21 protein-coding genes are annotated in these 23,067 nt (G+C 62.2%); 10 read left to right on the top strand and 11 right to left on the bottom strand.

Translation table 11 applies throughout. The annotated features are described in order from the left end of the window. Positions 1–153 precede the first annotated feature (153 nt). A complete protein-coding gene (locus V1290_RS29850) occupies positions 154–1,038 on the top strand; it encodes a LysR family transcriptional regulator (RefSeq protein ID WP_334367689.1) in 885 nt (294 codons plus the stop codon). A gap of 9 nt (positions 1,039–1,047) precedes the next feature. Here V1290_RS29850 and V1290_RS29845 read toward each other — a convergent pair whose 3' ends face one another. Continuing rightward, a complete protein-coding gene (locus tag V1290_RS29845; protein WP_334367688.1) occupies positions 1,048–2,487 on the bottom strand; it encodes an FAD-binding protein in 1,440 nt (479 codons plus the stop codon). Between the two features lie 264 nt (positions 2,488–2,751). Here V1290_RS29845 and V1290_RS29840 point away from each other — a divergent pair, with 264 nt between their 5' ends. After that, the gene (locus tag V1290_RS29840) at positions 2,752–3,903 is read left to right on the top strand and encodes a DJ-1/PfpI family protein (RefSeq protein ID WP_334367687.1); all 1,152 of its coding nucleotides are present in this window, start codon (positions 2,752–2,754) and stop codon (positions 3,901–3,903) included. A 28-nt stretch (positions 3,904–3,931) separates the two neighbouring features. Here the strand turns inward: V1290_RS29840 and V1290_RS29835 are convergent, their stop codons facing one another. The 10 genes from V1290_RS29835 to V1290_RS29790 all read right to left on the bottom strand — a co-directional run bounded on the left by V1290_RS29835 (position 3,932) and on the right by V1290_RS29790 (position 13,299). Further along, positions 3,932–5,014, bottom strand: coding sequence for a zinc-binding dehydrogenase (locus V1290_RS29835; protein WP_334367686.1), 1,083 nt, complete (start codon positions 5,012–5,014; stop codon positions 3,932–3,934). Between the two features lie 233 nt (positions 5,015–5,247). After that, the gene (locus tag V1290_RS29830) at positions 5,248–6,192 is read right to left on the bottom strand and encodes a DMT family transporter (protein ID WP_442895085.1); all 945 of its coding nucleotides are present in this window, start codon (positions 6,190–6,192) and stop codon (positions 5,248–5,250) included. 193 nt (positions 6,193–6,385) lie between these two features. Continuing rightward, on the bottom strand, positions 6,386–7,243 hold the full coding sequence (locus tag V1290_RS29825) for an HpcH/HpaI aldolase/citrate lyase family protein (RefSeq protein WP_334367684.1): 858 nt from the start codon (positions 7,241–7,243) through the stop codon (positions 6,386–6,388). A 4-nt stretch (positions 7,244–7,247) separates the two neighbouring features. Further along, positions 7,248–7,703, bottom strand: coding sequence for a MaoC family dehydratase (locus V1290_RS29820; protein ID WP_028350125.1), 456 nt, complete (start codon positions 7,701–7,703; stop codon positions 7,248–7,250). Further along, complete coding sequence (locus V1290_RS29815; RefSeq protein WP_334367683.1) at positions 7,703–8,479, bottom strand: enoyl-CoA hydratase/isomerase family protein; 777 nt, start codon at positions 8,477–8,479, stop codon at positions 7,703–7,705. The genes V1290_RS29820 and V1290_RS29815 overlap by 1 nt, the downstream gene beginning before the upstream one ends. Before the next feature lie 69 nt (positions 8,480–8,548). Further along, complete coding sequence (locus V1290_RS29810; RefSeq protein ID WP_334367682.1) at positions 8,549–9,265, bottom strand: ABC transporter ATP-binding protein; 717 nt, start codon at positions 9,263–9,265, stop codon at positions 8,549–8,551. Next, positions 9,262–10,020, bottom strand: coding sequence for an ABC transporter ATP-binding protein (locus V1290_RS29805; RefSeq protein WP_334367681.1), 759 nt, complete (start codon positions 10,018–10,020; stop codon positions 9,262–9,264). The genes V1290_RS29810 and V1290_RS29805 overlap by 4 nt, the downstream gene beginning before the upstream one ends. Positions 10,021–10,022: 2 nt before the next feature. Further along, complete coding sequence (locus V1290_RS29800) at positions 10,023–11,045, bottom strand: branched-chain amino acid ABC transporter permease (RefSeq protein WP_334367680.1); 1,023 nt, start codon at positions 11,043–11,045, stop codon at positions 10,023–10,025. After that, positions 11,042–11,944, bottom strand: coding sequence for a branched-chain amino acid ABC transporter permease (locus V1290_RS29795; RefSeq protein ID WP_334367679.1), 903 nt, complete (start codon positions 11,942–11,944; stop codon positions 11,042–11,044). The genes V1290_RS29800 and V1290_RS29795 overlap by 4 nt, the downstream gene beginning before the upstream one ends. 95 nt (positions 11,945–12,039) lie before the next feature. Then, entirely contained in the window at positions 12,040–13,299 is a 1,260-nt protein-coding gene (locus V1290_RS29790; protein WP_334367678.1) for an ABC transporter substrate-binding protein, read from the bottom strand. Between the two features lie 168 nt (positions 13,300–13,467). Between V1290_RS29790 and V1290_RS29785 the strand changes: the two genes are divergently transcribed. The 8 genes from V1290_RS29785 to V1290_RS29750 all read left to right on the top strand — a co-directional run bounded on the left by V1290_RS29785 (position 13,468) and on the right by V1290_RS29750 (position 22,956). After that, a complete protein-coding gene (locus V1290_RS29785) occupies positions 13,468–14,964 on the top strand; it encodes an AMP-binding protein (RefSeq protein ID WP_334367677.1) in 1,497 nt (498 codons plus the stop codon). Then, the gene (locus V1290_RS29780; protein WP_334367676.1) at positions 14,961–15,617 is read left to right on the top strand and encodes a TetR/AcrR family transcriptional regulator; all 657 of its coding nucleotides are present in this window, start codon (positions 14,961–14,963) and stop codon (positions 15,615–15,617) included. The genes V1290_RS29785 and V1290_RS29780 overlap by 4 nt, the downstream gene beginning before the upstream one ends. Further along, positions 15,607–16,380, top strand: coding sequence for an SDR family NAD(P)-dependent oxidoreductase (locus tag V1290_RS29775; RefSeq protein ID WP_334367675.1), 774 nt, complete (start codon positions 15,607–15,609; stop codon positions 16,378–16,380). The genes V1290_RS29780 and V1290_RS29775 overlap by 11 nt, the downstream gene beginning before the upstream one ends. 14 nt (positions 16,381–16,394) lie before the next feature. Then, positions 16,395–18,305, top strand: a complete 1,911-nt coding sequence (locus V1290_RS29770) for a flavin-containing monooxygenase (protein WP_334367674.1) — start codon at positions 16,395–16,397, stop codon at positions 18,303–18,305. Positions 18,306–18,836: 531 nt separating this feature from the next. Beyond that, positions 18,837–19,466, top strand: coding sequence for a 2-hydroxychromene-2-carboxylate isomerase (locus tag V1290_RS29765; protein WP_334367673.1), 630 nt, complete (start codon positions 18,837–18,839; stop codon positions 19,464–19,466). 121 nt (positions 19,467–19,587) lie between these two features. Further along, positions 19,588–20,529, top strand: a complete 942-nt coding sequence (locus V1290_RS29760; protein WP_334367672.1) for a GAF domain-containing protein — start codon at positions 19,588–19,590, stop codon at positions 20,527–20,529. A gap of 181 nt (positions 20,530–20,710) precedes the next feature. Continuing rightward, positions 20,711–20,917 carry a hypothetical protein gene (locus V1290_RS29755; RefSeq protein ID WP_334367671.1) on the top strand — a complete coding sequence of 69 codons (207 nt, stop codon included), beginning with the start codon at positions 20,711–20,713 and terminating at the stop codon, positions 20,915–20,917. Between the two features lie 344 nt (positions 20,918–21,261). Beyond that, a complete protein-coding gene (locus V1290_RS29750) occupies positions 21,262–22,956 on the top strand; it encodes a TolC family outer membrane protein (protein ID WP_334367670.1) in 1,695 nt (564 codons plus the stop codon). Positions 22,957–23,067: the final 111 nt, after the last annotated feature.

Below are 23,067 nucleotides of genomic sequence, written 5' to 3'. Positions count from 1 at the left end.
ATTTTTGATTCTTTCTGATTCTTGGGCTTGACACGATTTCTGAAAATCAGAAGTGATTTGCCTGGTCGGCCCTGCCGACCTTGCAATCGCTGGATGTTCGATGCAGCATCAGAAGGGGCGGTATATCAGACACGGTATATCGAATTGGAACGGTTGGACGATCTCGAAGCCTTCCTCGCAGTCATCGAGAAGGGCAGCCAGGCGGCGGCCTCACGTCATCTTCGGCGCCCGTTGCAATCCCTCAACCGATCGCTGATGGCGCTGGAACGTGCGCTCGGCGTCGAGCTCGTCAAACGCACCACGCGGCGGTCGGAGCCAACCGAGGCCGGGCGGGTATTTTACGAACGCATCAAGCCGGCGGTTGCAGAAATCATCGAGGCGCGGGCCGAGGCAGCCAACCTGCGCGGCGAAATTCTGGGGCCGTTGAAAATCGGTGCGCCCATTTTGTTCGCGTCGTCCTACGTGGCGCCAATCGTCAGCCGTTTTCTAAAGCTCTATCCCAACGTGGATGTCGAGCTTCGCGCCTCCGACGAGCAGGTCGATCTCGTCGCTGAGGGCCTCGATATCGCCGTGCGGATCGGCGACTCCGCCGATGAATCCCTGATCGCACGGCGATTGCATACGCTGCGCGTGGTTATCGTCGGCGCGCCATCCTATTTCGCCGAACATGGCCGGCCGCAGCATCCAGGCGATCTCGAGCGGCACGCCTGCATCTTGCGGGCCGGCGCCGAGGTCATCGACAAATGGACGTTTCGGATCGACGGCCGGCTGCAGTCGATCAGGGTGCACGGCCGCTTTCGTTCAAACAGCGCCGCTTCGATCCGGGCTGCCGCGCGCGAAGGCGCCGGCCTTGCCCGGCTGCCGCTGTGGCAGATCAGCGATCTTGTCGCGCGGGGCGCGCTCACGATCGTTCTGCCGGAATTCGAACCCGAGGGAATGCAGATCCGGTTGGTCTGGCCTCCGACACGGGCGCCGCTGGAGCGTGTCCGGCGTTTCTCGGATTTTCTGACGAGCAGCCTGAAGACCGATCTGCTTTAGCTCAGCACGTCAGAATACATTATATCCGGATGCCAGCAGATGTTGTGGATCGTAGCGCCGCTTGGCTTCGCGAAGCTGCGGCCAGCTCGATCCGAAGTGAACCTCCCAATCGCCAGGCGACATGGCGAAGGCACCGACCGGATACTGAACGCCGCCGGCTTCGCGAACGCGATCGTAGAGCGTACGATTTGCCGCAACCATCCGCTCCGCCGCCGCCGCATCGTTCGATGCGGGGATGCGAATGAGGTTGAAGACAAAAACAATATCTTCCTCCGGCAGGCGAACCAGCGGCGTATGAAACGCTCTCGTGAGCAAGGGGTAGAGAGTTATCCGCCCGAACGGACCGACAGCATCGCCCTTCAGGCCAGCCAGAATATCGCCGGCGACCCGTTCGGCGTTGCTGCCGCGCAGGAACGTCAAAAGCCAGGGCTGCGGATTGGACCATTGGCCTTTGGAGCGGAGCAGATTTTCGAATTTTCCAAACGCCAGGGCATCCTCGCGATAGCTCAGATCGGCGATGACGGCGGCGCCGCGCTCATCCGACAATCCGGAAAGCACCGCCTTGTCATCGGGAGCCGAGCCGCTGCCGTAAGGTATCGCGCCGTCGAGCTGGTACCGCCAACCGCCGCTGCCATCGGGAAGAATGGCCCCCTGCAACTGGTCGAAGCGCCCTTCCGTCAGCACGCGCCGCTGGTCCGCTGTCAGCGACGGCAAATCGCGATAGAAGAGCTGAAAGCGCCTGATACGCTCGGGAGCGCGTACCAGGCGCAGCGTTGCCCGCGTAATGATGCCGCATTGGCCCAGGCCGGCGCGGACGCCGTCGAAGAGATCGGCGTTAGTGGCCGACGAGCAACTCAGTTCTTTGCCATCACCCGTCACCACGTCCAGCGCGATGACGTTGTCGGTTTGCATGCCATGCCGGGATGACGTCGCGCCGATGCCGCCCACCGCGATCGTTCCTCCGACCGATAGGCCGAGATAGTTGGTCAGCACCGGCGGCGTGAGTCCCTGCGCCAGGGTTGCGTCGAGCAGATCTTTCCACGTCGCTCCGGCGTCGACCACGACGCGATCGTGCGGGATATCGTGGATCGCGTTCATCGCGCTCATATCGACCACAACGCCGTCCGCGGACAGCGGGCGGCCATAGATCGAGTGGCCCTGCCCGCGCGCCGCCACCTTGACATCAGCGCCGCTGGCCCAGCGCATCAGGCTCGAAATGTCGGCGCTCGATGCGGGCCTGAGCACGCCGCGCGGTTGCTTGTGGATGAGGCGGCCAAAATCATGGGCTGCGGCGGCGCGCACCTCCGGCTCAAGGCGGACATTGGCAGGCAGAGGCGGACGGTCTGCCGATACCGCCTGCGCCGATGCTGCCAAGGCGCTGGCGCGCGAAGCGAGCGCGGCGGTGACGCCGAGGCCTGCGCCCAAGAACATACGTCTGTCCGACGGCATGAAGCCCTCCTTGCCCAGAGGCCGTGATGCTTGCCCGCAAAGCTGCGGCCTCACCCCGCGTGTGACAATGGCCGCCGGGCCGGATGGACATTCCCGAAAACCGGGAGGATCCCGGCAGCAGCGATCGCCGCTCGTTCCCCGGACGCTGCGCAGCGCATCTCTCCGCGCATGGCGGTTTTCGCCGGATTTGCGTCATTTCAGGCGGATCGCGGCGGCTGTAGAGTGCGGTTGGTCGATATGAGTGAGGCGCGTGCCGGCAAACCGATGAATTCGCGAGGTGTATTGTGGAGCGCGCTCGGCGCAGTCGCGCTTGTCGCCGTGGTCGGCGGAGCCTGGATTTTCTCGTTACCACCGGCGCCCTCGGGCGCGGCCCCGCCGGCGATTGCGCCAGACGAGCGCGATGCGACGGTCGCGGCGCTGAAGCCGCCGAAGCGGCAGCGGCCGTTGATCGCGATCATTGGGATCAACGACGCCACCGAGACCACCGACTATCTCATGCCCTATGGCATCCTCAAGCGCGCCGACGTCGCCGATGTCGTCACGCTGGCGACGAAACCGGGTCCGGTGACACTCTTTCCGACGCTCAAGGTCGAACCGCAGGCGACCGTCGCGGAATTCGATGCGCAGCATTCTGACGGCGCCGACTATGTCATCGTCCCCGCCATGAGCCGCGACGACGATCCCGAAGCGCTGCAATGGATCCGAAGCCAGTCGGCCAAGGGTGCAATCGTGATCGGCGTCTGCGCCGGCGCCAAGGTGGTCGGCGATGCCGGGCTGCTGCACGACAGGCAGGCCACGACGCACTGGTATTCCGTCAAGGAGTTGCGCGGCAAGCATCCCACCATGCGCTATGTCAGGGACCGGCGGCTGGTGGTCGACAAGGGCGTGGCGACGACCACCGGAATCACGGCGTCGATGCCGATGTCGCTCACCTTGATCGAGGCGATTGCCGGCCCCGACAAGGCGCGCGGCGTCGGCCGCGAGATCGGCCTCGCCGAGTGGGATGTGCGCCACAACAGCGACGCATTCAAGTTCACGCGCCCGTTTGCGCTGACGGCTATCCGCAACACGGCCGCGTTCTGGGCGCACGAGCAGCTCGGCATCGAACTCAAGGGCGGCGTCGACGAGGTGTCGCTGGCGCTCGTCACCGATGCCTGGTCGCGGACCTATCGCTCACAGGCGGTGACGTTCGCCAGCTCTGCCGGCGCGCAGCAGAGTCGCGGCGGCATTCGTATCCACCCCGATCAGGTCGCGGCGAGCTGGCCGGCCGAACGACTGCTGTCGACGGTTGGGGATCGCAAGCCAGCGGAAGCGCTGGACGATGCGCTACAGGGAATTGCGGCGCGCTACGGGACGCAGACAACCGACTTCGTCGCGATGCAGCTTGAATATCCGAGACATCGGGCGGCGCCGTAGGGTGGGCAAAGCGACCGCGCTCCAACGATCACCGCCACGGCTCGACGATGATCTTGGTGTGCACTTCCGGGTTGGCGAGATCGGCAAAGGCCTTGGCGACACCGTCGATGCCGACCGTGGCGGTCACCATCGAGGCGGCGTCCACCTGCCCTTCCGCGATCAGGCGGAGCGAATAGGCGAATTCCTCGGGCGTGTAGCCGAGCACGTATTGAACGTTGAGTTCCTTCAGGATGCCGAGCATCGGCTCGGAGCGGTCGGTCTCCATGCAGACGCCGACCACGACGATGCGGGTATCGCGCGGCGCGCCTTCGAACACCTGCTGGATCAGGCCGGGCACGCCGACGCATTCGAAGATCAGCGCGGGTTTCAGCGCCGGCAACAGCGCCTGCAGCGGCGGGCGCGCGGCTTTTTCCTCCGGCGACATCTGGGCGTGCTCGGCCCAGGTCGCGTAGGGCTGCGAGCGTGCGGGATCGACGACGACATCGGCGCCGAGCTTTTCGGCGAGCGCGCGGCGTGCCGGCGAATAATCGGCGGCCACGATCGGGTGCAATCCCCTGATCTTCAGCGCCGCGATGACGGCGAGCCCGACCGGGCCGCAACCGATCACCAAGGGCACCTCGCCTCCCCCGATGGTGGCTTTTGCCACGGCGTGAACGCCGACCGCGAGCGGCTCGGTGAGCGCGGCGTGCTCGGCGGCGAGGCCGTTCGGAACTTCGAGCAGCAAGGCTTCGCTGAGCAGCAGGCGCTCGGCGTAAGCGCCGACATTGTCGTTGGAATAGCCGATGCCCGTCGGGCCTTCCGGGGTCAGCAGCGCCGGCAGCGAGCAAACCCTGGTGCCCGCCTTGAACTTGCCCGTGGTGCCAGGACCATAGTCCAGCACCTCGCAGCAGAATTCATGGCCGAACACGACGTCGCGCGAAAGGTCCATCGGCTTGCGGCCAGGAAAATGCTTGGCGAGCTCCACCATGCGGTGCGCGTGCTTGCGCGCATGCAGGTCGGAGCCGCAGATGCCGCAGGCCAAAGACTTCACCAGCACCTGCCCGGCACCGGGTTTCGGCTCCGGCATCTCGTCGACGACAATTTCCCCGTTGCGGAAAATGGCTGCGCGCACGAAGGATTCTCCCGTGGTTTTCTTTCACCTTAGAGCACTATCGGTTCTGATTGAAATCAGAACCGATGCGCTAGGTTTTTGTTTGACGCGTTTTCTTCACGCGAACCGGGAGCCACCCCGGATCAAGTCCGGGGCAGGCTTTCGCTCGAAAACGCTAGCGGGAGGGTCACCACGAATAGCGTACAACGCCCTTGCCGGCGCAGGAACCGGTGCCTTCTTGCGGGTGACCCGGATCAAGCGTTCGGCGACGACTCGCCCGAGACCGTCAGGAGCTGCGAGCGGCGGACCCGTTCGCGATGGGCGGTGTAGAGGCCTGAGGCGACGATGAAGGCGGCGCCGGTGATCGTGTAGGCATCCGGGACTTCGCCGAAGATCAGGAAGCCGAGCACGCTGACCCACAGCAATTGCGTGTAGGAAAACGGCGCCAGCACGGAGGCGTCGGCATAGCGGAACGCCAGCACCACGATCCACTGCCCCGCGGTCGATGCGACACCGATCAGGATGCCGAAGGCGATATCGTGCCAGGTGGGCGTCACCCAGACGAACGGCACCAGCGCGGAGAGAATGAACAGGCCCGCGATCGACGAATAGGTCATGGTGGTGATGGCGCGCTCAGTGCCGCTCATCATTCGCGTCATGATCAGCGTGCAGGCCCAGGCCAGCGCCGAGACCAGCGGAAAGAACGCCGCGGGGTGAAACGCACCGGTGCCGGGACGCAGGATGATCAACACGCCGACGAGGCCGACGCCGGTCGCGATCCAGCGGCGCAGGCCGACCTTCTCGCCGAGAAAGATGATCGACAGCGCGGTGACGAACAGCGGCGCGACGAAACCCGTGGCGGAGGCCTCCGCAATGGGGAGGAACCGCAGGCCGGAGATGAAGAACAGCGACGAGGCCAACAGCGCCGCGCCGCGCAACAGATGCAGGCCGCGGCGTTTGGTCTGCAGCGCATAGAGCGGGGAACCCGGCAGCATCGCCGGCGTCATGATCATCGCGAATACCAGGAAGCGGATCCAGGCGATCTCGATCGACGGCAGGGTCGCGGACAGATATTTCGCCGTGACGTCGGAGGTGCCGAGAAAGATTGTCGAGGCCAGCACCAGCGCGATGCCCTTGAACGGCCGATCGGCGCGCGCGGGCGCCTTGCGGGTCGTCGACTTCTCTTCGGGCAAAGGCAGATGAACGCTGTCCAGCCTGGCGGCTGCGGCGGGGGGCGGTGTCACGGCAATCTCAAAGGCAGCAATTTTTCGAATCGGGCGAGGTTGTAAAAAACACCAATTCGCCCAATGCGACTAGGTCCGAAAACAGGATGCCGATATGCGTTGAGGGCGCGATGGCAACACTTTGTTAAGGACGGTGCAGATGAGCGCGCTACCGTCCTCGCAACGCCAAAATCTTCTCCGCGGCGCGCAGATGCGGCTTGTCGATCATCTTGCCGTCGATCTTCACGACACCTGACGTCGGATTGTCGTTGAACGCTTTGACGACCTTCTCCGACCAGGCGATTTCCTCATCCGTCGGCATGAAGGCGGCATTGACGACATCGACGTGCTTGGGATGGATCACCGCCTTGGCAAGGAACCCATCCTGTCGCGCGGCAACGGATTCTTCCCGGAGCGCGTCGAGATCGTTGATGTCGGTGGCGATGGTATCGATGGCGACGACGCCGGCCGCAGCCGCGCTGATCAGGCAGAGATCGCGTGCCAGCACAAACGGACCATGAAAACGGCCGCCGGTCCGGTTGCGCGACGCGCCGAGCGACGCGGCGAGATCCTCGGCGCCCCACATCATGCCCCACAGCCGCGGGCTCATGTTCTCAAAGTCGAGCAACTTGAGCACCGCCCTCGCCGTCTCCGTCGCTACGGTGACGATCCTCGTCGATCCCTGTTCAATCCCGGCGGCCGCCTCGAAGGCATCGAGATACAGCGACAGACGGTTCACGTCGGCAGCGCCGGCGCATTTCGGCAGCACGATGCCGTCAGGTCGGCTCGGCATGACGGCCGCAAGATCGCCAAGCGTCAAGTCGGTATCGAGCGCGTTGACACGGACATACATCTTCTGGTCCGGATTCCGGGCATCGAGCATCTCGCGCACGATCCGCCGCGCGCCGACTTTCTCCTCCGGCGCAATCGAGTCCTCGAGGTCGAGGATCAGCGCGTCAGCCGCCGTCTTCTTGGCGCTTTCGAACTTGCGCAGGCTGTCACCGGGAACGAACAGGAACGATCGCATCAGTTTACGCCTTCGGTTTGCAATGCATCAGACCGGTCCGGCGGCAGCTCGCCACCACCTCGCCGCGCTGATTGGTCATGGTATGCTCGAATTCCACAATGCCCTGGTTCGGCCGCGACTTGCTCTCACGCTTGGAAATGATCTTGGTGTGCGCCCTGAGCGTATCGCCGTGGAATACCGGTTTCGGAAATTTCACATCGGTCATGCCGAGATTGCCGATCGTGGTGCCGAGCGTGGTATCGTAGACGCTCATGCCGATCATGATGCCGAGCGTATAGAGGCTGTTGAACAGCCGCTGGCCGAATTCGGTATTCTCGGCGAAATGCGCGTCGATGTGCAGCGGCTGCGGATTCATGGTCAGGAGACTGAACAGCGTGTTGTCCATCTCGGTCACCGTGCGGCTGAACTCGTGATGGAATTCGCGGCCGACCTCGAACTCCTCGAAATACAATCCAGCCATCAGCGCCCCCTGTAGTTTGGCGTTCGCTTCTCGACGAACGCATTCAAGCCTTCCTGACAGTCCTCCGTCGTTGCAACGAGTGCAAAGCTCTCGGCGGCATTTTCGACCGAACGGCGGAAATCGGCGTCGACCGCCCGCATGAAAGCATCGCGTCCGATCTTCATGACGATGGGGGATTTGGCAGCAAGCTTGCGCGCGATCCCCCGCGCCCGATCCAGCGCGGTTCCCTTCGGAACGACCTCACTCAACAACCCCATGCGAAAGGCAGTTGCGGCATCGAAAGGCTCGCCGAGGAACAGCGGCCCAAAAGCCTGATGCTTGCCAACCAGCCGCGGCAGTTGCACGAAGTGAATGGCCGGGATCAGTCCGACATCGATCTCGGGATAGCCGAAGGTACAGCCTTCGCCGGCGATGATCATGTCGCAGGAGATGGCAATCGTCATGCCGCCAGCGCGAACCGCGCCGTCGACTGCAGCAATCGTCGGCTTACCCATGCGATACTGGATATCGTTGAGCGCAAAATACAGCCGTTCGAGAAACTTCTTGGTCTCGATTCCGGGCTTGCCGCGAACAATATCCAGATCGAGCCCGGCGCAAAACACCTTGTGCGCACTGCCGATGATGACGGCGCGCACCGCTTCGTCGTCCCTCGCCTTCGAAAGCGCCGCCAGCAGCGCATCGATCAGGTCCATGCTGAGCGCATTGACCGGCGGGCGATCCAGCATGATCTCGGCAATATTGCTGGATACGGAATAACGAACCAGATCGGTACTCATGCCGTGCCTCCCCTGACCTGGCGCACCGCGCCGGCCTCGACCAGATCGTCGATAGTGCTGGGCCGAAAGCTACAGCGCGAGATAGCGCTGCCGAATATTTTCGTTGGCTTTCAGCTCTTCGATCCCGGATGTGTAGACGATCTGGCCCTTGTCGATAACCGTCGCGTGGCTCGCAAGGCCAAGGCAAAAATGCATGTTCTGCTCGGCGATCAGCACGGTGGCTCCGGTGCCGCGGAGCTGCCGCAAGAGTTCGCCGATCCGCTGCACGATGATCGGCGCCAGCCCCTCGCTCGGCTCGTCCAGCAGCAGCAATGCGGGATTGCCCATCAGCGTGCGCGCGATCGCCAGCATCTGCTGCTCGCCACCCGACAGCCTTCCCGCGATCCGATGCCGCAGCGGCTCCAGCAGCGGAAACACGTCGTAAATGCGCCGGATCGGCCATTCGTCCTCGCCATTGGGACCCTTCTTGGCGCCAATGACCAGATTGTCCTCGACCGTGTGTTCGGGAAAGATCTGGCGATCCTCCGGCACGAAGCCGAGGCCGGCACGCGCGATGTGATGCGGCTTCAGCCCAGAGACAACCCTGCCTTGCAAGGTGACCGTGCCGCGGCGGGCCGGCGCGAGCCCCATGATGGCCTTCATGGTGGTCGATTTGCCGGCGCCGTTGCGGCCGAGCAGCGCCATCGTCTCGCCCTGCCGCACCGACAGGCCGACGCCGAACAATATCTGGCTGGTGCCGTAATAGACGTCGAGGTCCTCGACCTGCACGACCGGCTGCGCCCTCATACAGTGATCCCCGCATGATGTTCGGTGCCGAGATAGGCCTCGATCACCGCCTCATTCCGGCGGATCGCATCCGGTTTGCCGGTTGCAAGAATGCGGCCGTAGCAGAGCACGACGATCTCGGGCGCGATCTTGAACACGATATCCATGTCGTGCTCGATGAACACCACCGTGATCTTCTGCGTCTCCCAGAGCTCCCTCACCTTCTCGATCATGCGCCAGCGTTCTTCGGTGCCCATGCCGGCGGTTGGCTCGTCGAGCAGCAGCACCTTCGGATCGAGTACCAGCGCGAGTGCGATATCGAGCAGCTTCTGGTCGCCATGCGACAGCGTCGCCGCGGTACGGTTTCGCTTGCTGGCCAGTCCCAGCAATTCCATCGCATGCTCGGCGCGGTCGCGGGTCTCCGCCAGCGGGAAGCGACGGTGCAGGACGCCGGCTTTGCGCTGATCGGCACAGACCGCTGCCAGCATCGTCTCCTGCACCGTCAGCGATGGGAAGATGCTCGCAACCTGAAACGCGCGGCCGATGCCGTGGCGAACGATCTCAGGCGGCGTGCGCCCGGCCAAGTCGAGGCCGCTGAGCAATATCTGGCCAGCGTCGGGCTTCAACGCGCCGGTGATCAGGTTGAAGAACGTGCTCTTGCCGGCTCCGTTGGGGCCGATCACGGCGGTGAGCGAACCATCTGTGAAATCCAGCGTGACATTGTCCGTCGCCTTGACGCCACCGAATGACTTTGAAAGGGAGCGGATCTCCAGCATGGCTAGCCGCGCTCCCCAGCACCATTACGGCGTTGCGCGTACCATTCGACGACGAAATCCATCAGGCCCTTCCGCAGGCCGATCGCAAAGAACAGGATCACGATCCCCAGCACGAGGCCGTGATAATCGGTCAGGCGGGTGACGGTGTCGTTGAGGATCAGGAGCAGCACGGTGCCGACCATGGGCCCGAGGAATGTGGTCACGCCGCCGAGCATGTTGATGAAGATGCCCTCGCCCGAAATGGTCCAATAGGCGAATTCCGGATAGGCCCCGGAGACGAATAGCGCCATGATGATTCCGCCGGTCGAGGCGAACAGCGCCGCGAGCACAAAGATCGTCAGTTTGGCACGCCAGACGTCGATGCCGATGAAGCTCGCACGCGTTGCATTGTCGCGGATCATGCGCAGCGTGTAGCCGAACGGCGACTGCGCGATCTGATGCATCAAGAACAGCCCGATCACCAACAACGCGCAACTCGCGACATAGAGATGCAATTGATTCGATAGATCAATGCCCAAAAATGGCGGTCGCGGAATGCCACCACGCAATCCCTGATCGCCGCCGGTCAGCGATACCCAGGACAGGATCGTCGAGTGGATCAGCATCTGGAACGCCAGTGTAACAAAGGCGAAATAGATTTCCTTCAGCCGCACGCAGATGGCACCAATGACGAGGGCGACGACAAGCGTGATCGCCAGCGTTGCAACAAATGCCACCGGGACGGGAACGCCGGTCTTCTGCATCATCAACCCGAAGCCGTAGGCGCCAAGGCCGAAGAACATGCCGTGGCCAAACGAAATCAGGCCGGTGTAACCGACCAGAAGGTTGAGCGACGTCGCAAACAGCCCGTAGGCGGCGCAGCGGATCACGAAGTCGAGCAGCAATTTGCTGCTGAAGACCGCCGGCAACAGCGCAAGCACGACAAAGACCGCAAGCGCGATCAGGGCATCCCGATTGCGCCGCGTCTTTGCTTCATGGGGCGCCTCGAGTGCCTGCGCGCCCTGTTCGGCCTGCAGTTCGGTCATGCGACCTCCTTGCCGAACAGGCCGGTCGGCCGAGACACCAGCACGATCACCATGAACAGGTACATCAGCCCTTCGGTAAACAGCGGAAAGCCGAGCGAGCCGAACGAGCGGATCAGGCCGATCAGGAGCGCACCGATCAACGCGCCGAGGATCGAGCCCATGCCGCCGATCACGGTGACGATGAAGGATTCGATCAGCACCGAAAATCCCATGCCAGGCGTCAGCGAACGCACCGGCGCCGCGAGCGCCCCAGCCAATCCCGCCAGCATGCCGCCAAGCGCGAACACGCCGCCGTAGATCAGGCCGGTGTTGATGCCGAGCGCGGATACCATGCCGGGGTTATGGGCGGCCGCCCGGATTACCTTGCCGATCCTGGTGCGGGCAAGGCCGAGCCCGAGGATCATGGCGGCCGCGAGCGCAACACCGATCAGGAGCAGATAATATGGTGGCACCACCCCGCCGGCGATGAACAGTGGCGCCACTTGGAACGCCGCCGGCATGCCCATCGATTTGAACTCGGGCCCCCAGATCATCCGCACCACGTCATCAAAGATCAGCACGAAGGCGTAGCAGACGAGAAGCTGCATCAACACGTCAGCGCCGTAGACCCGGCTCATGAAGACGCGTTCGAAGATCAGACCGAGGATGGCGGTACCCGCCGCACCACACAGCATCGCCAGCGCAAAACTGCCGGAGAACTGGTAGGCCGTCATCGCGAAATAGGCGCCGAACATATAGAACGCGCCGTGGCTGAAGTTGACGACTTTGAGTACGCCGAAGATCAGCGTCAGCCCGACGGCGACGAGAAACAGCAACATGCCGATGATGAAGCCGCTGGTGGTTTGCGTCACCAGACAGGCGGAGCTGGCGAGACAGCCGGTAAGCGCGTCGAGGTCCAAGGGAACACATCCATTCCAGCGCGCCGGAACAGCACGCGAAGATCATTCGGCGGCGAACGGGCGGCAGCTTGCGCCACCTCCGCCGTCGCGGTCAATCAGGTGTAGCCCTTGCTCTTCTTCCACTCGGCTTCGAGTTCGAAGATCGTCTTCCAGTCGCCCGCTTGAACTTGCGGCACATAGGGCTCCTGCGGAATCGTGGTTCCCCAGCCGATCGCATAGCCCACCAGCGTCTGGTCATCGGCGCGCATGGTGACGGTGCCGTCGGCGCCGAACGGCGACTTGATCTTCAGGCCGCGAAGCGCCTCCGCAATCTTCCTGCCGTCGGCCGAATTCGCCTTCTTGGACGCTTCCGCGAGCAGCATGACCGCCGTCGCATTCTCCCACGACCAGTTGGTAGGATATTCGTTGTATTTTGCCTTATAGGCGTCGCCCCACGCGGCGTTCTCCGGCGTTGCAGGATATGTCTTGATGTAGCGATTGCCGGAGTGAATGCCCTTCGGCAGGTTCTTCACGACAGTCAGCGCGGTATAGTCGGCCATGTTGACTGCGAACACTTCCATCTGGCTGAACAGCGCGTAGATGTTGGCCTGGTCGATGTAGGACGTGAGGTCGCCGCCCCACAGGCAGGAATACAGCGCCTGCGGCTTGGCCTGCAGGATCTTTGTTACGACCTCGGTGTAATCAGGCTGGAACAGCTTTGGCCAGGATTCGCTGATGATCTCGATGTCGGGCGCGAAGCGCTTCAGATATGTCACGTATTCGCCGGTGGTGTCGCGGCCATAGGCGTAATCGGGCGAACAGGTCGCCCACTTCTTCAGCCCCTTGGTCTTGGCAATCGCCGCCGCATAGCTGCCGCCGACGATCGAGTCATGCACGCCCTGGCGCGCGGTACGGAAGGCGTTCGGAATGTGCTGCTTGGGATCGGCGGTCAGCGCGGAAGTTTCCGAATTGGTGTGAAGACAGAGCACGCCCAGATCGCGCGCCACCTCGTGCACGGCGAACGCGCCCGATGACGCTTCCGCGTCGATCAGAATTTCGCATCCGTCGGTGTTGACGAGTTCGCGTGCGACGCGGGCGGCTTCCTGCGGCTGCCCCTTTGAATCGCGGATCACCATCTCGATCTGGCGTCCAGCGAGACCGCCGGCAGCATTGACCTTCTCGACTTCCAGCATCACGCCATTGCGCGATGAGGTGCCAAGCTGCGCCACGCGGCCGGAGAGAATGGTCGGCATCCCGACCTTAATGGACTTGGCTTGCGCGCGCGCCACCCAGGGCGTCGCGAATGATACGGCACCGGCGCTCATCATCGCCAACGTCGCACGTCGGCTCACGCCCGGTTTGCGGGTTCTCGTCATTGCTTCCTCCCTGTGGATTGGCGTTCCCAATCCCTGCCGGAGATCGTGACGCCTCCGTATGCCCAGAGGATTTCAGAGCAAGGGGGGTGACGTCAAGCCAAAGATGAATTACGAGTCAGAATTCATATATCGGGAAAGCCAGACCGAAAGCGGCGTTTCGAGCGGCAAATGATCAACCTTTCGAGCTTCATCGCTTTTCACGCCAGGCGGACGCCGGAACGCTGTGCGCTGAAATACCGCGGGGAGGATGTCTCCTACGCCGCGTTTGATGACCGCATCCGACGGGTCGGCGGCTGGCTCGCTGCGCGCGGCATCGGCCCCGGCGACGTCGTCGCGGTGCTGATGCAGAACAGCACGGCCTTTCTCGAACTGGCATTTGCGACCAGCCACATCGGCGCGGTGTTTCTGCCGATCAACTATCGCCTGTCCGCAGATGAAGTCGGTTACATCGTCCTCAATTCCGGTGCGCGCATCCTGATTGCGGACGAAGAACTCGCAAGGTTTGCCGCAGGCGGCGCACCGGTGGTGCTGCTCGATGCGTCAGCGCAATCCACGGTCACACGGCTTGCGCCCGACATCGCGCCCGCCCCGATGCAGGTCCGGCGGCCGCGCGATCTGATGCGGCTGATGTACACGTCAGGCACCACCGACCGCCCCAAAGGCGTGATGCTCACTTACGAGAACCTGTATTGGAAATCGGCCGATCAGACGCTTGTCTTGGGATTAAGCGCGGAGACGCGACTGCTGGTGGTCGGTCCGCTCTATCACGTCGGCGCGCTCGACCTGCCGGGTATTGCGGTGCTCTGGCATGGCGGCCTGCTTTCCATCCACCGCAACTTCGAGCCCGAGCAGGCGCTCGCCGCGATCCAAGCCGAGAAGCTCAACGCCGCCTGGTTTGCACCGGTCATGACGACCGCGATCCTCACCTGCCCGACCCGCGACCGCTACGATGTCTCCAGCCTGCGATGGGCGATCGGCGGCGGCGAGAAAACCCCGGAAGCACGCATTCGCGCCTTCTCCGATTATTTCAAGAATGCCCGCTACATCGACGCCTATGGGCTGACGGAAACCTGCGGCGGCGACACTTTCATGGAAGCCGGCCGCGAGATCGAAAAGATCGGCTCGACGGGCCGCGCCATTGCCCATGTCGAAATCGAAATTCGCGATGACGCCGGCAACCGGCTGCCATCAGGCCAGAACGGTGAGATCTGCCTCCGCGGCCCCAAGGTCACGCAGGGCTATTGGAACGATCCCGAGAAAACCGCGGCCGCGTTCTTCGGTGACTGGTTTCGCACCGGCGACATCGGCTATCTCGACGAAGACGGCTTCCTTTACCTGACCGACCGCAAGAAGGACATGATCATCTCCGGCGGCGAGAACATCGCCTCCTCCGAGGTGGAGCGCGTCATCTACGATCTGCCGCAGGTGCGCGAAGTCGCCGTGATTGGCATGCCGGACGAGCGCTGGGGCGAGAAGCCGGTTGCGGTCGCGGTGCTCACGGATGGCGCCACGCTGGAATTGCCTGATCTCATCGAACATTGCCGCACGCGCCTCGCCAGCTTCAAGGTACCGAAGCAACTCATCATCCGCGATCATCTACCGCGCAATCCATCGGGCAAGGTGCTCAAGCGCGTACTGCGCGCCGAACTGGAACCTCACGCATGACGCAATCATCGCAAGCTGCATCCGGTAAGGTCACGAAGTTGAATCGCGTCGAGCGCAACGCCTGGACCAAGCGCAGATTATTCGACGCCGCCACCAAGATCGTCGGCAAGTACGGTTACGCCGAAGCCTCCGTCGCCCGTATCACCGAGGCAGCCGGCGTGGCCCAAGGCACGTTCTACAATCATTTCGAAAACCGCCAGGAACTGCTTGATCAATTGCTGCCGAAGATCGGCATCGACATGGTTCACTTCATCCGCGAACGCACGGGCACCGCAGATGCCGCGAGGCAGGAGATCGAGCGCTTCAGCGCCTTCTTCGATTTCATCCGCGAGGTGCCGGAGTTCCTGCGCATCCTCAACGAGGCCGAGTATTTCGCACCGGTCGGGTACCAGAAGCATCTCGATAATATCGCGACCGCCTATGTACGCATTCTCAAGCGCGCCCGCACGGCCGGCGCCATCGTTGACTTCAGCGACGATGAGTTCGAAGCCATCGTTCACATGTTCATGGGCGCACGCGGCTACCTGAGCCGGCGATACTCATACACCGGCGGCGCGGTAACGGCCGCGCCCGACCATGTCATCTCCGCCTACCGAAAGCTGGTCACGCGCGGGCTGTTCACGCCGGATAAAGGCGACAGCCATGACCGCTGACGGCATCGTTCTCGTCACCGGCGGCTGCCGCGGCATTGGCGCCGCGACCGCAACGCTTCTCGCCGGACAAGGCCAGCAGGTCGTTATTGTCGATATTGCGCCCGAACCGCTCGTGGACACGCAAAGCATCCTGTGGCCCGCGCCCTTCGATGTCGCGAACGAAAGCGCTGTTGTCAGCGGCATCGCCGATATCGAGACCGCGCACGGCCCAATCATCGGGCTGGTCAACGCCGCCGGCGTGTTCGGCAAGATGCACAAAATCGAACGCGTGCGAATGGAACAATGGGACCGCGAGGTCAATATCGATCTGCGCGGCACGTTTCTGGTGGCCCGCAGCGTCGGCTTGAAGATGGCCGAGCGCCGGCGCGGCGCGATCGTCAATGTCGCCTCCGTTGCCGGCATGACCTCAGGCCCGATCCACGCCTATACCGCGGCGAAGGCCGGTGTCATCCAGATCACGCAGACGCTGGCGGCCGAATGGGGACGCAGTGGCGTCCGCGTCAATGCGGTCTCGCCCGGCTTCACCCGCACGGCGGCGCTGGAAGCCGGCATCGCTTCGGGCGCGCTGAACAAAAAGTGGCTCGAAAGTCCGACCGCGATGAACCGGCTGGTCGAGCCAGTCGAGGTCGCGCAGGCAATCGCGTGGCTGCTTTCACCAATGAGCAGCGGCGTCACCGGAATCAACCTTCCTGTCGATGCCGGTTATATCGCCGGCACCACTTGGGCCGCCTATGGCGGCTTGCCGGAAGCACCAGGCGCGTAAACGAGGACACCAGCATGAATGTCGAGCTGCCGCGCAAGAAACTCGATCTGTCATCGGCCATCGCCGAAGGAGATATCCGCGTCCTGCTGATGGTGCTGGTCCACATGACCGGCGATGAGCGTTGGCTGGAACCGCCTTGCAGGCCCAAGCGCGACGTCCGCCTGATTCCGGATCCGCAAGCCGGTCTGCCCCCGGAAATCCAGGCCAAGATCCGCGCGGCCGTCTTGAAGCTGTTCGCAAATGGTGAACCGAAGCCCGTCATCACCGATCCCGGCAACGAATTGATGCTGAAGATGATGCGGGCGACGCTCGGCGAAGACGTGGCACCTGAATATGCGCCGCTGATGCGCGAGGAAATGGGCTTCATTCCCCGGGAAGCGCGCTGGACCAAACCGCCATCGGATGAAAAGCTGGCGCAGCAGCACGTGCTGATCGTCGGCGCCGGTGTCTGCGCCATCGCGCTCGGCGTCGCCCTTGGCCGCCTCGGCATCCCCTACACCATCGTCGAGAAGAACGACGAACTCGGCGGCACCTGGTATGTCAATCGCTATCCCGGCTGCGGCGTCGATACGCCCAACCACTCGTACTCGTTCTCATTCGGCCGGCGTAATCCGTGGACGCGCTATTTCGCCCAGCGCCAGGAACTGCTCGATTACCTCAGGAAGGTGGCGCTGGAACACGACATCCGAAAGCATCTCCGGCTCAACACGGAGCTGATATCGTCGCGCTGGGACGAGCGCAAGCGACGCTGGATATCGACGTTGAAGACGGCCAACGGCGAAGAGATATTTGAGTCGACCATGCTGGTCAGTGCGATCGGTCAACTCAACGACCCCCACCCGGCGCACTTCAAGGGCGAGGAAGATTTCAAGGGCGTGATGCTGCACTCCGCCCTGTGGTCCGACGACATCAAGCTCGACGGCAAGCGCGTCGCCGTCATCGGCACCGGCGCTACCGCCATGCAACTGGTGCCGTCGATCGCCGACCGTGTGGCGTCGGTCACCGTTTATCAGCGTACCGCGCAATGGGCGCGCCCGGTGGCGGGCTATTCCGATCCCATCACCGAGGGCGCGCGATGGCTGCTCGCGCACCTGCCGTTTTATGTGCAGTGGTATCGCTTCAACATGTTCTGGCGATACGGCGACGGCCTCTTGCCGTTCCTGCGCAAGGACCCCGAATGGCCGCATCCCGAGCGCGCCGTCAACAAAGGCAATGACCGGCATCGCGAAGAGCTGACCAATTTCATTCTCTCGGAGTTGAAGGACCGCCCCGATCTGATCGAGAAATGCGTGCCGACCTATCCGCCTTATGGCAAGCGCATCCTGCTCGACAATAACTGGTTCAAGACGCTGACGAAGCCGAATGTCGAACTGGTCACCGAAGGGATCGACCATTTCGCGCGCGATGGCATCGTCGCCTCCGACGGCAAGTTGCGGCCCGCGGATATCATCGTCATCTCCACCGGCTTCAAGGTCACTGAAATGGCGGCTCGCCTCAACGTCACAGGGCGCGATGGAAAAAATCTGAAGGCAGCCTGGGCCAACGACAATCCGACCGCCTATCTCGGGCTCACCGTGCCGGACTTTCCAAATCTTTTCGTGATGCTCGGCCCTAATTCAGGTCCCGCACATGGCGGCAGCGTGATCTTCCAGTCGGAGTGCCAGAGCCGCTACATCTCGGCTTGCCTTGTCGAGATGATCGAGCAAGACATCGCTGCGATCGACGTTCATCCGGAGGCACACGATGCGTACATCAAGAAAGTTGATGCCGAGCACGAGCAACTGATCTGGACGCATCCCGGAATGACGACCTATTACCGCAACAAGCAAGGTCGGGTTTTCTCGGCAATGCCATGGCGTTTCGTGGACTACTGGGCGATGACTCACGATCCTGATTTACAGGATTACCGCCACACGAAGGGCTAACCTACCAATGCCCGCGGGAACCCGATGGATGTGTTACTTGACACCTGACTCTAACTGCCGCAGCATTTCGTACGCTGCACCTGCAGGAGTCGCGGAGCGTTGGGTTCCCCGTTTCGCAGGCATTGGCGGCTCGGTTAGGTGATCGAGACGACACGCAGCGGAAGCGGACGTATCGTCCGTTGGCCAACTCTTGGAGAGGAGCATGACGCCACCGGATCAGACCGGTGACCTTGCTCAGCGCAAGGTCCAGGTGCGGTTGAGGTCATAAGCAGCTGCTAGCCTCATCGCGCCTTCAACAATCCAAACCTATCCGCGGGACTGGAGCGCAAAGGCCACGCGCAAGCCGGATCCTGAGAACATACTGGTGTCTACCAGAAATCCTTCGCCTATAACGAAGATGTAGGGCCCCGCGATGCTCTTATGCACCGGGGCCCATTCGTTTTGGCGGGCCTATTCGTTTCAAAACCGCGCCGCATGGTTCCATGCTCCGTTCGGATCGGAGATACTGATCCGATGGAACAGGAAAACGCCATGAATAGACCGCGCGTCCGCATCTACACCGACTACAAGAGCCCCTACGCGTTCGTCGCCAACAAGCGGCTGTTCGAGCTCGAGGAGATTTACGGCGTCGAACTCGAATGGCTGCCCTACACGCTGCGCATCCCGGAATTCATGGGCACCGTGGAAGAGCGCACGCCGCATTTCTGGCGCAAGGTGCGCTACGCCTATATGGACGCGCGCCGCTACGCCAGTGCGCAACGCCTCGTCATGAAGGGTCCACGGCGCATCTATGATGCCTTCTGTGCCAGCGCCGGCATGCTGTTCGCGCAGCGCCATGACTTGTTCCGCCCCTATCACGACACGGTGTTCCGCCGGTTCTGGAGTCATGATCTCGAGATCGACGAGCTCTCCGATATTTCCGGCGTGATCGCCTCGCTCGGCGGCTCGTCAGAAGAATTCGAAGCTTACGTCCACGGCCCCGCGCGGGCAGAACACGATCGCATCATCGACGAGGCGGAAGCGCTCGGTGTGTTCGGCGTGCCGACCATGGTCTTCAATGGCGAACTGTTCTGGGGCGGCGATCGCATCGACATGCTGATCGAGCGCATCCGGAATCCGGAATCGATCGCGATGGCGCTCGGCAGTCGTCACCGGACGTGAGATCGCAGACAAGGGGCCGAGACCCCCGCACGATCTTTGGGCGGCGCCTGCCTGTAATTTGATCGCACATATCGTCGCCAGATCGCCGATGCTGACGTCAGGCGTAGCGACAGGTGCGTCGATGAAGACATTCATTCGCGTCGTTGAATTGTGGGTGCCCGACCGAACCCGCACGCGCCTAGAATTCGGAGGCTGTCTTTGCAGCGACGAGTATTCGGAGTTCAAGGCTGTCAGCGAGAACGCGCTGTTTGCCTATGACGAAGGGCTGCCTGGCAAGGCCTGGGCTTGCGGCCATCCCGTCATCCTCACGAAATTTGCAAACTCCTATTTCAAGCGCACGGATGAGGCGATCGAAGCCGGATTGACCTGCGGCGTGGCGCTGCCGGTTTTTGCCGGCGAATTCCTCATGGCTGTGATGGTGCTGTTCTGCGGCGACGACGACAAGCACGTCGGCGCGATCGAGCTCTGGCACAACGATCCCGAGAAGTCCCACGAAATGGGACTGGTCGACGGCTATTACGGCACCGCCGACATGTTCGAGTTCAATTCACGGCACACAAAGTTCCCGCGCGGGTTTGGCCTGCCCGGCCGTGCGTGGAAGGCGTGCATGCCGCTCATTATCAAGGACCTGCACAATGCCAGGAGTTTCCTCCGTTGGGAGGAAGCGAGCGAAATCGGAATCAATTGCGGCGTCGGCATTCCCTACACGACGCCGCCGGATCAGACCTGGGTCATGACCTTCCTGTCCGCGCAGGCAACGCCGATCGCCAGACGTTTCGAGATCTGGGTGCCGGATCCGTCGCGAACGGAATTGGTGTTTCAGTCCGGCGATTGTAGCAGGAATGCCGATCTGGCCTCGCTTTATGCCGAAAAGACGATACGCAAGGGCGAAGGCAGTATCGGCGGCGCTTGGGCGACAGGCATGCCCGCGATCAACGAACATCTGAAGGTCGACGAATCGATCGCGGCGCAGCAGGCGCGCGCAGCCGGCATGAACCAGATCGTTGTGCTGCCAGTGATCGAAAACGCGCTGCTCAAGGCCGTGCTCGCCTGGTATCTCTGAAGGCGCCTTCAAAAATTCAGCGCGGCGCACGTACACGACAACGCCTGCACCGAGGCCCTTCGCAGCGTGCGTCACCTGCCGGGCAGACGTGTCAACAGATGGTGATTAAAACGAATTAAATACTGCTACCTGGCGGAATTTAAATGAGATAATCCTTGTCAAAATAACCCGTCGGAGGCCCATGGATACCCCCGAACAAGAAGGGCTCAACGACCGCCGGAACTTTCTCATTTCGGCAGGCAGGTTTGCAGCCGTAACTCCTCCAGCCATTACCTTATTGCTGTCTACTTCTTTGACATCCGACGCAATCGCAAGTTCGGGCAACAACGGCTACGGCAACGGCGGCGGCGATGGCAGCCCAAACGGCAAGGATGACAAGTACCGCTAACGAAGGGCCACGGTCATCGGCCGCCGTTACTATCCCGCTCTTTGAGCCAGCGTGGCTTCCGGGGACCAGCCCCCAAGCCCAACCCGGAAGAAGGCGGCCCCAGTTTCTTTCCAGGGGCCGTTTCGCTAGATGCCTGCGAGCCGTTCCCGCCGATCCCTGGGCTCGTCGGAATTAAAGCTACTAATTAACGGAACTCACAGTTATTTAAGGATGCCTTAAGTTGGGCGAACCTGTGGCTGAAATGTCATAGGGGAATCCGGTTCCGTTTGCTAGCTTGTGCCTAATTTAACGCAATTGAAGCGTCATTTGACGGCAAGTTTTTTTAGTTGGTGGGGACGGGGGCAATGAAATCGTGGTTTTGTGCGGTCGCCAGTGTGCTTTTGGCGACGACCGCGCCTGTTTCAGCGGAACCCTTTTCCATTAACGATGCATTGAAGCAGGCTACCCTGACCAATCCAGGCGTTGGCGAGGCATCTGCAAATCGGCGCGCAACAGAGTCAGAACTCCGCCAGACACAGAGCACATTGCTGCCACAGGTTCGGGTGGAGGCCCGGTACGGTCCTGAAAAATTCGACCAGAGCGCTGCAGTCGTGAGCGGTTCGGCGTTGCCGGTTCCCGCGCCCGGAACTGGCACTTGGCGAAATGGAACCCAGGGGTCGGTTGTCGTACGACAGGTACTGTTCGACGGATTTGCTTCCATTCATGATATCTGGCGGCAAACGGCTAGGGTTAACGCAGCCGCCTTCCGGGTCCGGGAACGGACAGAACTCATCGCGCTGGATGCAGCGGAAGCCTATGTCGACGTCGTCCGGTATATGAGGCTGGTTGATCTCGGGCAGCAAAACATTGCCAACCACGAGCGGATATTCTCCAACGTGCAATCCCGCTTCTCGGGCGGCCGGGCCGGCGAAGGCGACTTGGAACAGGCGCGGGAGCGCGTGGAAAACGCGAGGGCGACGCTCGCGGAGTTTCGAAGGAATCTGGAGGAGGCCCGGGCCAAGTACCGCAAGGTCGTGGGACTCGAGGCGTATAATCTGCGCTTCCCCGCCCCGCTGGCTGGGTTGCCGGCAACCAGGGATGAAGCGCTGGCGATCGCGGTTCGCTTCAATCCAACCATCAGGGCCGCGCAGGCAGATGTGGACGCGGCCAAGCACGCTTTCCGGGTCACCGACGGCGCTTTCGTGCCAAACCTCTCGCTCGAGGGCCGCGCGACGCACAGCGACAATACCTATCCGTATCTGGGCGTCACCCATGACGACTACAGCGGCAAGGTCGTGATGTCCTGGGACGTCTTCCGCGGCGGCCAGGATTCTTGGCGCCGTACCGAGATGGCCGAGCGTCACACCGAAGCGACCATGCGTCACGCGCGGTTGCAGCGAGATGCGCTGGAATCCATCGACAAGGCTTGGGCTGCGCGAACGGTAACAGCGACACGTGTCGCGGCCCTGACCCGTCAATTACAGGCGGACCGCAAGACGATCGCAGCGTTCGACAAGGAATACGAACTCGGTCAACGCTCGCTGATCGATTTGCTGAATGCGCAAAACCAGTACTTCAACGCCGCCGTCTCGCTGACCTCTTCGCGTGGCGTCATTGTCTTCGCCGACTATCAGATGCTGGCGGCTATGGGGACTCTGCTTGAATATCTCAAGGCTCCTCCCCCCGTAGATGCAGCACCGGTCGATCTGGCGCCGCTTGGCCTGCCCGTCTACAAGTTTTCGACGCCACGCGTGACCTTGCCGCAATCCGGATCGGAGCCGCTGCGCGTCGCAAATGCAGCCATCGACACTTCCGCAGCTCCCTTGGCCTTTGCCGCCGCGGAACCGCGGGAAGGCTTTACCGATCGCTGGCCGCGTGGGGCAGTCGCAGCAAGGATGCTCGGAGCGCCGGAATGGTTCGCCCAGAAGCAGGGCCGTAGCCCAAGCCAAGCGGTCGTCAATCACGTCGACCCGACGGCGCAGCTATCGATGTCATATGCTTCGGCGCATGAGGGCAAGCCGTATTGGCTGCTGTCGGCCTTCCCCTCCGAGAAGAAGTAAACGACAGTTTATCTGAGGTGAGCAGTTAATATAAGGCGCGGTTAATGGCGCCGGAAGTGTCTGCTAATTAACTGTCTGAAAGAATAGCCGAATCCAGCCCATGCTTCGGAC

It is taken from the genome of Bradyrhizobium sp. AZCC 1578, from assembly GCF_036924675.1.
Lineage (GTDB): Bacteria > Pseudomonadota > Alphaproteobacteria > Rhizobiales > Xanthobacteraceae > Bradyrhizobium.
Note: the sequence above shows the minus strand (reverse complement) of the source record. Positions and strands in the feature narration are given on the sequence as shown.

What these genes read in the sequence shown, in the direction of transcription:
- V1290_RS29845 (WP_334367688.1), bottom strand. Translation starts at nt 2,487, where the DNA reads ATGCCGTCGGACAGACGTATGTTCTTGGGCGCAGGCCTCGGCGTCACC.
- V1290_RS29840 (WP_334367687.1), top strand. Translation starts at nt 2,752, where the DNA reads ATGAATTCGCGAGGTGTATTGTGGAGCGCGCTCGGCGCAGTCGCGCTT.
- V1290_RS29825 (WP_334367684.1), bottom strand. Translation starts at nt 7,243, where the DNA reads ATGCGATCGTTCCTGTTCGTTCCCGGTGACAGCCTGCGCAAGTTCGAA.
- V1290_RS29820 (WP_028350125.1), bottom strand. Translation starts at nt 7,703, where the DNA reads ATGGCTGGATTGTATTTCGAGGAGTTCGAGGTCGGCCGCGAATTCCAT.
- V1290_RS29815 (WP_334367683.1), bottom strand. Translation starts at nt 8,479, where the DNA reads ATGAGTACCGATCTGGTTCGTTATTCCGTATCCAGCAATATTGCCGAG.
- V1290_RS29810 (WP_334367682.1), bottom strand. Translation starts at nt 9,265, where the DNA reads ATGAGGGCGCAGCCGGTCGTGCAGGTCGAGGACCTCGACGTCTATTAC.
- V1290_RS29805 (WP_334367681.1), bottom strand. Translation starts at nt 10,020, where the DNA reads ATGCTGGAGATCCGCTCCCTTTCAAAGTCATTCGGTGGCGTCAAGGCG.
- V1290_RS29800 (WP_334367680.1), bottom strand. Translation starts at nt 11,045, where the DNA reads ATGACCGAACTGCAGGCCGAACAGGGCGCGCAGGCACTCGAGGCGCCC.
- V1290_RS29790 (WP_334367678.1), bottom strand. Translation starts at nt 13,299, where the DNA reads ATGACGAGAACCCGCAAACCGGGCGTGAGCCGACGTGCGACGTTGGCG.
- V1290_RS29785 (WP_334367677.1), top strand. Translation starts at nt 13,468, where the DNA reads ATGATCAACCTTTCGAGCTTCATCGCTTTTCACGCCAGGCGGACGCCG.
- V1290_RS29780 (WP_334367676.1), top strand. Translation starts at nt 14,961, where the DNA reads ATGACGCAATCATCGCAAGCTGCATCCGGTAAGGTCACGAAGTTGAAT.
- V1290_RS29775 (WP_334367675.1), top strand. Translation starts at nt 15,607, where the DNA reads ATGACCGCTGACGGCATCGTTCTCGTCACCGGCGGCTGCCGCGGCATT.
- V1290_RS29770 (WP_334367674.1), top strand. Translation starts at nt 16,395, where the DNA reads ATGAATGTCGAGCTGCCGCGCAAGAAACTCGATCTGTCATCGGCCATC.
- V1290_RS29765 (WP_334367673.1), top strand. Translation starts at nt 18,837, where the DNA reads ATGAATAGACCGCGCGTCCGCATCTACACCGACTACAAGAGCCCCTAC.
- V1290_RS29760 (WP_334367672.1), top strand. Translation starts at nt 19,588, where the DNA reads ATGAAGACATTCATTCGCGTCGTTGAATTGTGGGTGCCCGACCGAACC.
- V1290_RS29755 (WP_334367671.1), top strand. Translation starts at nt 20,711, where the DNA reads ATGGATACCCCCGAACAAGAAGGGCTCAACGACCGCCGGAACTTTCTC.
- V1290_RS29750 (WP_334367670.1), top strand. Translation starts at nt 21,262, where the DNA reads ATGAAATCGTGGTTTTGTGCGGTCGCCAGTGTGCTTTTGGCGACGACC.